Annotated in this window: 12 protein-coding genes and 1 pseudogene; 3 read left to right on the top strand and 10 right to left on the bottom strand. The window is 57.3% G+C overall.

All coding sequences use genetic code 11. The features are described from left to right. Window positions 1-69 precede the first annotated feature (69 nt). The 5 genes from gbpA to AC2T6E_RS12080 form a co-directional block, all read right to left on the bottom strand. Entirely contained in the window at window positions 70-1,521 is a 1,452-nt protein-coding gene (gene gbpA, locus AC2T6E_RS12100) for an N-acetylglucosamine-binding protein GbpA (protein WP_444508565.1), read from the bottom strand. Window positions 1,522-1,651: 130 nt separating this feature from the next. Continuing rightward, on the bottom strand, window positions 1,652-2,038 hold the full coding sequence (gene ridA / locus AC2T6E_RS12095; protein WP_014882305.1) for a 2-iminobutanoate/2-iminopropanoate deaminase: 387 nt from the start codon (window positions 2,036-2,038) through the stop codon (window positions 1,652-1,654). A gap of 74 nt (window positions 2,039-2,112) precedes the next feature. Then, entirely contained in the window at window positions 2,113-2,574 is a 462-nt protein-coding gene (gene pyrI / locus AC2T6E_RS12090; RefSeq protein WP_003863370.1) for an aspartate carbamoyltransferase regulatory subunit, read from the bottom strand. A 12-nt stretch (window positions 2,575-2,586) separates the two neighbouring features. Then, a complete protein-coding gene (gene pyrB, locus AC2T6E_RS12085) occupies window positions 2,587-3,519 on the bottom strand; it encodes an aspartate carbamoyltransferase (RefSeq protein ID WP_089599762.1) in 933 nt (310 codons plus the stop codon). Between the two features lie 34 nt (window positions 3,520-3,553). Further along, window positions 3,554-3,658, bottom strand: a complete 105-nt coding sequence (locus tag AC2T6E_RS12080; RefSeq protein WP_071524139.1) for a pyrBI operon leader peptide — start codon at window positions 3,656-3,658, stop codon at window positions 3,554-3,556. Here AC2T6E_RS12080 and AC2T6E_RS12075 point away from each other — a divergent pair. Continuing rightward, window positions 3,638-3,755: pseudogene (locus AC2T6E_RS12075) on the top strand (hypothetical protein). The gene AC2T6E_RS12080 and the pseudogene AC2T6E_RS12075 sit on opposite strands and share 21 nt — an antisense overlap. 3 nt (window positions 3,756-3,758) lie before the next feature. Here AC2T6E_RS12075 and AC2T6E_RS12070 read toward each other — a convergent pair. The 5 genes from AC2T6E_RS12070 to arcA form a co-directional block, all read right to left on the bottom strand. Next, window positions 3,759-4,238 carry an arginine repressor gene (locus tag AC2T6E_RS12070; protein ID WP_032608385.1) on the bottom strand — a complete coding sequence of 160 codons (480 nt, stop codon included), beginning with the start codon at window positions 4,236-4,238 and terminating at the stop codon, window positions 3,759-3,761. Window positions 4,239-4,318: 80 nt separating this feature from the next. Further along, window positions 4,319-5,722 carry a YfcC family protein gene (locus tag AC2T6E_RS12065; protein ID WP_486691927.1) on the bottom strand — a complete coding sequence of 468 codons (1,404 nt, stop codon included), beginning with the start codon at window positions 5,720-5,722 and terminating at the stop codon, window positions 4,319-4,321. Window positions 5,723-5,768: 46 nt separating this feature from the next. Beyond that, window positions 5,769-6,773, bottom strand: a complete 1,005-nt coding sequence (gene argF / locus AC2T6E_RS12060; protein ID WP_219280501.1) for an ornithine carbamoyltransferase — start codon at window positions 6,771-6,773, stop codon at window positions 5,769-5,771. A 26-nt stretch (window positions 6,774-6,799) separates the two neighbouring features. Next, the gene (arcC, locus tag AC2T6E_RS12055; RefSeq protein WP_033144506.1) at window positions 6,800-7,711 is read right to left on the bottom strand and encodes a carbamate kinase; all 912 of its coding nucleotides are present in this window, start codon (window positions 7,709-7,711) and stop codon (window positions 6,800-6,802) included. 10 nt (window positions 7,712-7,721) lie between these two features. Beyond that, a complete protein-coding gene (gene arcA / locus AC2T6E_RS12050; RefSeq protein WP_486691924.1) occupies window positions 7,722-8,942 on the bottom strand; it encodes an arginine deiminase in 1,221 nt (406 codons plus the stop codon). A gap of 675 nt (window positions 8,943-9,617) precedes the next feature. Here arcA and AC2T6E_RS12045 point away from each other — a divergent pair. Then, a complete protein-coding gene (locus AC2T6E_RS12045; protein WP_431642265.1) occupies window positions 9,618-10,070 on the top strand; it encodes a YhcH/YjgK/YiaL family protein in 453 nt (150 codons plus the stop codon). A gap of 242 nt (window positions 10,071-10,312) precedes the next feature. Beyond that, a complete protein-coding gene (gene yagE, locus AC2T6E_RS12040) occupies window positions 10,313-11,221 on the top strand; it encodes a 2-keto-3-deoxygluconate aldolase (protein WP_486691922.1) in 909 nt (302 codons plus the stop codon). Window positions 11,222-11,224 lie beyond the last annotated feature (3 nt).

Raw genomic sequence — 11,224 nt, 5'->3', positions numbered from 1 at the left:
CGCTACGCTTACCTGGCCTACGTGACGTGTAGGCCCGGCAAACGCAGTGCCGCCGGGCATGAAGGCAACTCAGTTCTTAAGAACCCACGCCTCTTTCCAGTGTGAACCTGTGCCCGGCTCAAACTGGGTCGCGTATTTGCTCCACTGCACGCAGTAGCCGCTGTACGGGAAAGGCTTACACTGGTAGGTCTTACCGTCTTTCGGCTGCAGCACCACGGTGCCGGCTTTGTACGACGCGATATTGTCCGGGAAGATATAGTCATGCGGACCCGAGTTGTCCGCCGCCGCTTCGCCTTCCAGCATCAGGTTCAGGACATCCTGCGCAAACAGCGTGCCGTCTTTGTTGGTGGCGTAGTACTTGAGCATATGATGACCCGCTTCAACGCCGGTCAGCGTCAGGGTGACGTCCTGATTCGCGTTGTTCATCTCCTGCTTGAGATACCCTTTTTCCGCACCGTGATGGTTCATGACGTGGGCTTCGAAATCGACGTTACCGTGGGTATTCACATGGAAGGTCACGGTGGCGTTGCCCTGTTCGATTTTGCTGTACTGCAGGCCAGAGACGGTAATCGTCTCGTTAACCTCCGCTTTCTGCTCCTCATAGGAGATCGCAACGGATTTCAGCGTGCTGCCGTCTTTCACGTAGACGCTGTTCGCGCCGTGAACCGGGCTAATCTCACCGCCTTCATCCTTCACGCCGACGCGGACGTCCTGGTGCGCGGCGTTAATTTTCTGCGCCAGATCGTAAGACCACTGGTTGGCATCACCCTGGGCAGCGGTGGCGATCGTCATGTCGGTGCGCATGGCCGTGACTTCACCGTGAGCGTCGAAGAAGCGGGCAATGACCTTATCGCCCGCGTTCAGGTTATTACCGGCAATCTGCCCGCTCAGGGTTTTGCTCCATTCGGAAACAACGCCCGGGGTTTCATCCGGCGTAACGTTGCCGCCGTTCCCAAAATCAACGTCAATGGCCTGGTAGAAACTGTTTGAGGTATCCGCAATTTCCCAGACGCCATAAATCACCTGGTAACCCGTACGTGCCGGCACATTACAGGTCATGGCTTTACGCATCTCGGGTGCCTGACCATTTCCATTCACGGTACAGAACGGGGTTAATTCAAACTGGTCGCGGGTCAGGGGCTTATTCGGATCCCAGTTTTGCTTGGTGATGTAGTAACGCCAGTTGGTAGTTTTGTGCGGCGCGGTGTGATACCAGACGAATTCATGCGCGCCTGCGGTCATCGGCGTTTTCGTCCAGGCATTCATACTCTGTTTATCCAGCTGGGAGTAGTTAGCGATCCCCGCGCTGGCGAGCTGGCCGTCCGGCGGTAGCGCCCCCGTCGGGAAGCCGGAGGTTTTCTCCACGCTCTGCGGTTCATACTGTACGGAACCGCAATCAATATTTTGACCGAGCTTACACATATAAGCGCGGCTGGCAGGTGATTCAATATAACCGTGCGCCAAAGCGGAGGACGCAACGGCCATCGTCGCCACCGCCAGCGCTATTTTCGAAAGTTTCATTGTTAGTCCATTAATAATAAATATGCAGCGCAATGTTATTAATGGCGGGCGGGGGACGTCATGCTGCGGTGAGAGGAAAAATAGCCAAAAAAAAGGACGGCCGAAGCCGCCCATGAATTATTGAGATCAATTAGCGACGTACGGCAATCGCTTCGATTTCAATTTTCACGTCTTTTGGCAGACGGGCCACTTCCACGCAGGAGCGCGCCGGGAAGGTGGCGTTGTGCTCAGTGAAGAAAGCTTCATACGTGGCGTTAACGGTGGCGAAGTCGTTCAGATCTTTCACGAAAACGGTGGTTTTCACGATATCGCCCACTTTCAGGCCCGCGGATTCCACGATCGCCTGCACGTTTTCCAGCGACTGACGCGCCTGAGCCGCGACGTCGGCCGGTACTTCACCGGTTTTTGGGTTCACCGGGATCTGGCCCGAAGTGATGATCATGCTGCCCAGATCAACGCCCTGAACGTATGGGCCGATAGCCGCTGGTGCATTTTCCGTCGCGAGTACTTTGGTCATGATTTCTCCAGAATAACAGCTGATTTAAGAGTCCCGGCCATTATAGGGAGGCCGGGATCCTTTACCAACCTCAATTAGTTGGCCAGCACCACATAATGAGAAAACTCTTTTTCGCAGTATTTGCATTTGAGCGCGATGTCATTGGCGCGCTTTTTCACTGCAAAACTGGAGGAAACCGGCTCAGCGTGGCTGATGCAGTTGCTGTTCGGGCAGACCAGCACGCTTTCAATACGATCCGGCAGGCTCGGACGGGATTTGCCCACCACGTCGTAATCGTCGATGCGGTTAACCGTGGCGTCCGGCGCGTACAGCGACAGCTGGTTGACCTGCTCGTCGGTCAGGAAGGTGTTCTCGATTTTGATCAGGTCCTTGCGGCCCATCTCGCCTGACGGCAGGTTCAGGCCGATCGTGATGCGCTGGTCGGTTTCGGTCAGTTTGAACAGCGTCAGCAGCTTAAAGCCCACCTGCGCAGGGATGTGGTCAATCACGGTGCCACGCTTGATGGCTTCAACCTGGAGTTTGTTATCGTGTGTCATGGTCGTTTCCCCTTACAGTGCCAATTCGCGATTCAGAACCAGTGCCAGTAACGCCTGGCGGGCGAAGATGCCGTTTCCGGCCTGCTGGAAGTACCAGGCGTGCGGCGTTTTGTCCACGTCTGTGGTGATCTCATCGATGCGCGGCAGCGGGTGCAGCACCTTCATGTTGTCGCGCGCGCCCTCGAGGTCGCTGGCGCGCAGCACGAACTGCGCCTTCACGTTGGCGTATTCGGACGGATCCAGACGCTCTTTCTGCACGCGGGTCATGTAGAGAATATCCACGTTGCCCATCACTTCTTCGATGCTGGCGTGCAGGCTCCACTGAATGCCTTTTTCGTCCAGCATGTCGAGAATGTACTGCGGCATCGCCAGCGCGTCAGGCGCGATGAAGAAGAAGCGGTTGCCGTTAAATTTCGCCAACGCCTGGGTTAGGGAGTGGACGGTGCGGCCATATTTCAGGTCACCGACCATGGCGATGTTCAGGTTCTCGAGCGTGCCCTGGGTCTCCTGAATGGTGAACAGATCCAGCAGAGTCTGCGTCGGGTGCTGGTTGGCACCGTCACCGGCGTTCAGTACCGGAATGCCGCCGGAAAACTCGGTTGCCAGACGCGCCGCGCCCTCCTGCGGGTGACGCATCACAATCGCGTCGACGTAGGTGCTGATGACTGAAATGGTATCCGCCAGGGTCTCGCCTTTTTTACCCAACGACGTGTTGCTGCTGTCCGAGAAGCCCACCACGCTCGCGCCCAGGCGGTGCATGGAGGTCTCAAAGGAGAGGCGCGTGCGGGTCGAGGCTTCGAAGAAGCAGCTCGCAATCACCTTGTGCTTCAGCAGCTCTGGTTGCGGATTGGCCTTCAGTTTTGCCGCGGTTTCCAGAACCAGTTCCAGCTCTTCGCGGCTGAGGTCGTTTATGGAAATGATGTGTTTTTGATAAAGCGGATTCATGTTTATCTCCTGACGCCGGGCAAAAAAAAGCCCCTCAAATGAGGGGCTCTGGGAATAGGTTTAGCAACGGGAAGAAAAACGGCAGGCCAGCGTCTGATTTCAGACGCGGTAAGACGATATGTCGTACACGCTTGACCATGCTTCCTCCCGGCAAATTGTCGGGCATTATACGCAGCTCGTTTTGCGGATCAAGCGATTTAATGCACGCTTTACTCAATGCAAACGGTTCTTTATGAATATTAATGCGTTCTGAGTAAATAATTAATTTGCTTATGCACCAGCGCGGTGCGCTTCACGATGCGAGGAGCGACCCAGACGATACTGCTTCCGGCCACCACGCCTAAAATTTCCGGTAACTGGTGATAATCCAGAATACGCGCCACCGCGCGGCCATATCCGGCAACGGTATGGATAAGGATAAATTCGCTATTGTGCTCCACGCTCACCACCATTTCGGAGACGGTGCGCGCGGCATCAGGGGCAGGGCGCAGCTGGGGATTCAGCGAATAAATTTTTAGACCTTTGGCATTTCGAATTTTTATGACACCAAGCAACTTGAGCAGACGTGAAACGGTGGACTGGCTGATGGTCTCAAAACCACGCTCCTGTAAATCCCGGCGGATCTCCTCCTGGGAGAGGTAGCTCTTTTCCGCGATCAGACGCTGGCAGACCGTTAGCTGTAGTTGCTCTTTGGGAGAGTACTCTTCGTAATCCATCATAGTTCCCATATCAGTTCCCGAAATAACCGGTGGCACCGCACCGATCCGTAGGCCGGATAAGCGCAGCGCCATCCGGCAAATCACAACATGGCACCCAGGCTTAACGCCACCATAATCACCACCGTTAATATCCCCAGCAGCGGCGCCACCCATTTCAGATAACGCACGTAAGGCACGCGGGCGATAGCCAGACCGCCCATCACGACGGCAGAGGTGGGAGTGATCAGGTTAACGATGCCGGACGCCGACTGGTAAGCCGTGACCACCAGGTCGCGGTTGACGTTAGCGAAATCGGCAAGGGGCGCCATGATCGGCATCGTCAGAACGGCCAGGCCGGACGAAGAAGGCACAAGAAATGACAGCACCACTTCCAGCCAGTACATCACGTTGATGAACGCCACCGTTGACAATCCGGTGACCATTCCCTCGGCGCTGTGCAAAATGGTGTGGGTAATCATGCCCTTATCCATGATCACTACGATACCGCGCGCGATGCCGATAATCAGCGCGACGCCCAGCAAATCTCGCGCGCCGTTGATAAACGTCGACGTCAGCTCCTCTTCGCTCATGCGGGCAATCAGGCCGACAATAATCGCGCTGGCGAGAAACACCGCCGAGATCTCCGCCATCCACCAGCCCAGCACCGCCACGCCGTAGATCATCACCGCGAAGGCGAGGGCAAAAATCACCAGAATGATTTTGCGCACCGGGGTAAATTCCAGCGACTGTTCGCCCTTGTCGCCGAGGAAATGGGCGCGGTTCTCTTCCTGCTTGTCGGCAACGATCGACAGCGACGGATCCTGACGCACCTTACGGGCGTAACGCATCACCCACGCCACGCAGATGATCCAGCCGATGACCAGCAGCGCCACGCGCAGGGCGATGCCGTTGGTGAAGGGGATCCCGGCGGCGTTGGCGGCGATCACCGTGGCAAACGGGTTGATGGTGGAGCCGAGCGTGCCGATCCCCGCGCCAAGCAGCACGGTGGAGGCGGCGACCACCGGGTCGAACCGCGCGGCCAGCATTACCGGCACCAGCAGGGTGTAGAACGGCAGCGACTCTTCGGCCATGCCGTAAATCGTGCCGCCTGCGGCAAACAGCGCCATCAGGATCGGGATCATCCACTCCTCGCGGCCGCGAAGCCGGGTGGTGACGCTCTCGATCCCGGCGTCAATCGCCCCGGTTTTGGTGACGATCCCGAGAAATCCCCCGATGATCAGGATAAACAGCGCCACGTCGATGGCCCCGGCCTGGCCGGACTCCGGATCGTACAGCCCGGCAATCGGCGCCATCAGGACGGAAACCAGCCCCTGCGGATGCGCCGCCACGTGCGCGTAGGTTCCGGCAATCGGGACTTCTTTACCGAGGGTCTCGTTCATCGCCATCTGGTACTGACCGGCGGGAACGACCCAGCTCAGTGCCGCCACAACGGCAATCAGAAAAAAGAGAATGGTGTAAGCGGAGGGAAACTTAAACTTGCCCATGATGTTCTCCTTAAACCCGGCGCACCCGTGGCGCGCCGGGCGGTGATTAGTCGCCGAGTGTCGCCACCATGACCGCTTTAATGGTATGCATGCGGTTCTCTGCCTCGTCGAAGACGATGGAGTTCGGTGATTCGAAGACCTCTTCCGTCACCTCCAGTCCCTTCAGCCCGTACGCCATCTCGATCTCGCGGCCCACTTTGGTGTGCTCGTTGTGGAACGCCGGCAGGCAGTGCATGAACTTGACGTTCGGGTTGCCGGTTGCCTTCATCACCTGGGCGTTAATCTGATACGGCTTCATCAGGCTGACGCGCTCGGCCCAGGCTTCCTTCGGCTCGCCCATGGAGACCCACACGTCGGTGTAGAGGAAGTCGGTCCCCTGCACGCCTTCTTCCACGTCGTCGGTGAGGGTGATGCGCGCGCCCGTCTCTTTGGCGATGGCGCGGCACTGCTCAACCAGCCCCGCTTCCGGCCAGAAGGATTTCGGCGCGACGAGGCGGATATCCATCCCCATCTTGGCCGCACCCACCATCAGGGAGTTGCCCATGTTGTTGCGCGCGTCGCCGAGATAGGCAAAGCTCAGCTCCGGCAGGGTTTTGCCCGGGGAGTGCTCCAGCATGGTCATCAGGTCGGCGAGGATTTGGGTTGGGTGAAACTCGTCGGTCAGGCCGTTCCACACCGGCACGCCCGCATACTCGCCCAGCTCTTCGACGATGGTCTGACCATAGCCGCGGTATTCGATGCCGTCGTACATGCGGCCCAGCACGCGGGCGGTGTCTTTCATCGACTCTTTATGGCCAATCTGCGATCCGCTTGGGCCGAGATAGGTCACCTGCGCGCCCTGATCGAACGCGCCCACTTCGAAGGCGCAGCGGGTGCGGGTGGAGGTTTTTTCAAAGATCAGGGCGATGTTTTTCCCGACCAGGGTTTGCTTCTCGCGTCCGGCTTTTTTGGCGGCCTTGAGTTCGATGGCGAGGTCAATCAGGTACTGGATCTCCGCCGGGGTGTAGTCCAGCAGTTTCAGGAAGTTGCGGTTTTTCAGGTTGATGGTCATGGCTAAATCCTTTTTAAAATGAGTGTTCAGTTACGAATCAACGTGCCTTTCTCGCCCGCGAGGATCTCCGCGCCGTCGGCCAGTGCGCCGATCCCGGCAATGCCGTTGCAGGCTTCAACGAACTCGCGGCAGGCGGCCACTTTCGGCCCCATCGATCCGGCGTCGAACTGCATGCCCCTGAGCAGTTCCGGCGTCACCTGCGCCAGCGGGCGCTGGGTCGGTTTGCCCCAGTCGAGGTACACCGCGTCGGCATCGGTCAGGATCAGCAGGGCATCCGCCTCAATCTGGCGCGCCAGCAGGGCGGCGGAGAGGTCTTTGTCGATCACCGCCTCAATCCCGCGATAGCCGTTGGCGTTTTCCACCACCGGCACGCCGCCGCCGCCGTTGCAGATCACCAGGTGGTCGCGCTGAATCAGCGCCGTGATGGCGTCGCTCTCGACGATGCGCTTCGGCTGCGGAGAGGGCACCACGCGGCGGACGTAGCTGCCGTCGGCCTTGAACACCCAGCCTTTTTCCGCCGCCAGCGCTTTTGCCTGGGCTTCGCTGTACACTGGGCCGATGTACTTGGTCGGGTTGCTGAAGGCCGGGTCGGCGGCGTCCACTTCCACCTGCGTGAGCAGGACGCTCACCTCGCGCTGGGGCAGGTTGTTTTTCAGCGCCTGCTGGAGCATGTAGCCGATCATTCCCTGGCTTTCGGCACCGAGAACGTCCAGCGGGTAGGGCGTCACTTTGTCGTAGGCGCTGTTCTGCAGCGCCAGCAGCCCGACCTGCGGCCCGTTGCCGTGCACCAGTACCACGCGCCACTGTTCCGTCAGCCCGGCGATGGTGCGGGCTGCCTGCTCGATGTTCTGGCGCTGGATCTCCGCTTCCAGCGGCTCGCCGCGCTTGAGCAGCGCGTTGCCGCCAAGCGCCACAACCAGAGTGGGTTTTCGTTCCATGATGGCTCCTTTAAATTCCGTCGCGTTCCAGTGGGCAGCTCATGCAGCGCGCGCCGCCGCGGCCGCGTCCGAGTTCGTCGCCAGGGATGGGCAGCACGGTGATGCCCGCTTTGTCGTACTTCTCGTTGGTCCAGACGTTGCGCTCGTAGCCGATCACCACGCCGGGGCGGATAGTCAGGACGTTGTTGGCGTCGTTCCACTGCTCGCGTTCGGCTTCGAAGGCGTCGCCGCCGGTGGTGATCAGGCGCACCTGGCTAATGCCGAGGGCCTTCTCGATGGCGTGCAGCAGGTCGGTTTCCTGGGTGCGCAGCAGGCCGCCGCGTCCGTCCGGGGTGAGCGTCCAGCACTGGGCGTCTTTGCGCACCACTTCCGGGTAGACGGAGAAGGTGTCCACGTCGATGTGGGTCATAACGGTGTCGAGGTGCATGCAGGAGCGGTGTTTTGGCAATTCAACGGCGATCACGCGCTCTGCCTGGCGGTGTTTGAACAGGCTGTTGGCGAGAAACTCCACGCCCTGCGGCGTCGTGCGCTCGGACATGCCGATCAGGACCGCGCCGCGGCCAATTACTAATACGTCGCCGCCTTCTAAGGTGGCGTGGTCGTAATTAATATTTTCGTCGCCGAAATACTTAATAAAATCGCCGTCGGCAAACGCCGGGTGCCAGCGATATATTGCTCGCAGGTTATTCGTTTCGCGCTGACGGGCCGGTTTCGCCATCGGGTTAATGGACACGCCGTTATAAATCCAGCACGAGGTATCGCGGGTAAATAAATGGTTCGGCAGCGGCTTCATAATAAAATCATTCGCCGTGTGGGTATCGACCACCATATTTTTAATGGCTGCCGGAATTTCACCGTAGGTTAATCCGCCGCTTAATCTGCGCGCCAGTTCGCGGTGCGGCATATCCGCCAGCCAGCCGCGGACGTCGCCGGCAAAGGTGGGGCCGAGGCGGTAGTCGGAGATTTGCGTATCCAGTAGCCAGGCCTTAGCCTCTGCAATATCAAGGGCTTGTGTCAGAAGGTCGGTCAACAGCAGGACTTCCACACCCTGCTCGCGCAGCGTGTTTGCGAAAATGTCATGCTCCTCACCCGCCCGTTCAACCGAGAGCACGTCGTCAAATAGCAGCTCCTGACAGTTTGACGGCGTTAAACGTTTAAGACTTAAATTTGGGCGGTGCAGCATAACGCTACGCAATTGACCAATTTCAGAACCGACGTAATGCTTTTCCATAATTATTCCTTTAACTGTTTTTCAGAATAAAAAGGGCATGCGCCATGTGATGTATTTAATTGCATGGCGGCTAAGCTCAATTGATTTCGTGATTCATACTAGGCGGTTAAATAATCCGTATTGTGATATTGCTCACGCGAAACCGGATATTAAGGGGTTTGTTTTCATTTGCATGATTCGCATCAGATAATGAATAATTTTATATTATTGAGGGGTGAATAGCTAAGCAGGATCCGGTGGCATTATTTGAGGTTGTTATTATTTTGTAGATTTTAATCTTTTGAAATATGTTGTTATGTGGCTGATTTTAAATGATAAATATTATGCGCAAGAATGGCTATGCAATTAACGTAATTAACTATTTTTGACTTAAGAAAAATCAATAAATAATTATGGTTTTTTAGAGCAAATTATCAAAACAGTAAAGTGTGAGACGGCAACGGGTTTTGTAAATTAGAGAGCATGATCAAGAGGTTAGAACAGCCGTGCGATAAGCGCGGATCGAGGTTATGCATAACCCCTGCATAAATGCCTGGGCAGAGTTAACAGCAAATTAACACCTTTCTCGATAAACATGCGCTCGCGCAAACCTCTTCGAAAAAGGGCTGGTATGGCAGCAGGGATTCTCGTATAAAAGATAAAAATGAAACAATGTTTTATATTGAGGGTTAAAACATGATTATTGGCAACATCCACCATCTGCAGTCCTGGCTGCCTGACGATCTTCGTCAGGCCATTGAGCACGTCAAAGCCCACGTCACCGACGCCACGCCGCTCGGGAAACACGACATCAACGGCAACAGCCTGTTTTATCTGGTCTCGGAAGACATGACCCAACCGTTCGCCGAGCGCCGCGCCGAGTTCCACGCGCGCTATCTGGACATCCAGATAATTATGAAAGGCCAGGAAGGGATGACTTTCAGCACCCTGCCGCACGGCACGCCGGACACCGACTGGCTGGCGGACAAAGACATCGCGTTCCTGCCGGAAGGCGAGCAGGAGAAAACCGTGGTGCTGAGCGAAGGGGATTTTGTTGTGTTCTGGCCGGGCGAAGTGCACAAGCCGCTGTGCGCCGTGGGAGCACCGGCGCAGGTGCGTAAGGTTGTGGTGAAGATGCTGGTAGAGTAACCCTTACCCCTCACCCTAACCCTCTCCCCAAAGGGGAGAGGGAACTGCACCGAGCCATCTTTTCCCCCTCGCCCCTATGGGGAGAGGGCCGGGGTGAGGGGCAATATGTGATCCAGCTTATATTTCCCGCACTCCCTCTCCCCTTCCCATTTACCTGCGCTTTTTCTGCGTCATAGTATGATCGTTAATTTAATGAACGCTGTTCTATAATGTAGAACAAAATGATTCAGCAAGGAGATCTCATGCCGCAGTCCGCGTTGTTCACGGGAATCATTCCCCCTGTCTCCACCATTTTTACCGCCGACGGCCAGCTCGATAAGCCGGGCACCGCCGCGCTGATCGACGATCTGATCGCGGCGGGCGTCGACGGCCTGTTCTTCCTGGGCAGCGGCGGCGAGTTCTCCCAGCTCGGCTGCGAAGAGCGTAAAACCATTGCCCGCTTTGCTATCGATCATGTCAATCGTCGCGTGCCGGTGCTGATCGGCACCGGCGGCACCAACGCCCGGGCAACCGTTGAGCTGAGCCAGCACGCGCAGCAGGCGGGCGCGGACGGCATCGTGGTGATTAACCCCTACTACTGGAAAGTGTCGGAAGCGAACCTGATCCGCTATTTCGAACAGGTGGCCGACAGCGTCACGCTGCCGGTGATGCTCTACAACTTCCCGGCGCTGACCGGGCAGGATCTGACCCCGGCGCTGGTCAAAACCCTGGCCGACTCGCGCAGCAACATCGTCGGCATCAAAGACACCATCGACTCCGTCGCCCACCTGCGCAGCATGATCCACACCGTCAAAGCCGCCCATCCGCACTTCACCGTGCTGTGCGGCTACGACGATCATCTGTTTAATACCCTGCTGCTCGGCGGCGACGGGGCGATCTCGGCGAGCGGCAACTTTGCCCCGCAGGTGTCGGTGAATCTTCTGAAAGCCTGGCGGGATAAAGACGTGGCGAAGGCGGCTGAGTATCATCAGACCTTACTGCAAATACCGCAGATGTATCAGCTGGATACGCCGTTTGTGAACGTCATTAAAGAGGCGATAGTGCTCTGCGGCCGCCCGATTTCCACGCACGTGCTGCCGCCCGCCTCTGCGCTGGACGAGCCGCGCAAGGCGCAGCTGAAAACCCTGCTGCAACAGCTCAAGCTTTGCTGAGCC

This window comes from Enterobacter sp. B79-1, assembly GCF_057444735.1.
Note: the sequence above shows the minus strand (reverse complement) of the source record. Positions and strands in the feature narration are given on the sequence as shown.

Excerpts from the sequence above, each read along its gene's own strand:
- AC2T6E_RS12045 (WP_431642265.1), top strand. The coding sequence starts at position 9,618 with ATGATTATTGGCAACATCCACCATCTGCAGTCCTGGCTGCCTGACGAT.
- AC2T6E_RS12065 (WP_486691927.1), bottom strand. The coding sequence starts at position 5,722 with ATGGGCAAGTTTAAGTTTCCCTCCGCTTACACCATTCTCTTTTTTCTG.
- AC2T6E_RS12080 (WP_071524139.1), bottom strand. The coding sequence starts at position 3,658 with ATGGTCAAGCGTGTACGACATATCGTCTTACCGCGTCTGAAATCAGAC.
- AC2T6E_RS12070 (WP_032608385.1), bottom strand. The coding sequence starts at position 4,238 with ATGATGGATTACGAAGAGTACTCTCCCAAAGAGCAACTACAGCTAACG.
- arcA (WP_486691924.1), bottom strand. The coding sequence starts at position 8,942 with ATGGAAAAGCATTACGTCGGTTCTGAAATTGGTCAATTGCGTAGCGTT.
- yagE (WP_486691922.1), top strand. The coding sequence starts at position 10,313 with ATGCCGCAGTCCGCGTTGTTCACGGGAATCATTCCCCCTGTCTCCACC.
- pyrB (WP_089599762.1), bottom strand. The coding sequence starts at position 3,519 with ATGAATCCGCTTTATCAAAAACACATCATTTCCATAAACGACCTCAGC.
- argF (WP_219280501.1), bottom strand. The coding sequence starts at position 6,773 with ATGACCATCAACCTGAAAAACCGCAACTTCCTGAAACTGCTGGACTAC.
- arcC (WP_033144506.1), bottom strand. The coding sequence starts at position 7,711 with ATGGAACGAAAACCCACTCTGGTTGTGGCGCTTGGCGGCAACGCGCTG.
- ridA (WP_014882305.1), bottom strand. The coding sequence starts at position 2,038 with ATGACCAAAGTACTCGCGACGGAAAATGCACCAGCGGCTATCGGCCCA.
- gbpA (WP_444508565.1), bottom strand. The coding sequence starts at position 1,521 with ATGAAACTTTCGAAAATAGCGCTGGCGGTGGCGACGATGGCCGTTGCG.
- pyrI (WP_003863370.1), bottom strand. The coding sequence starts at position 2,574 with ATGACACACGATAACAAACTCCAGGTTGAAGCCATCAAGCGTGGCACC.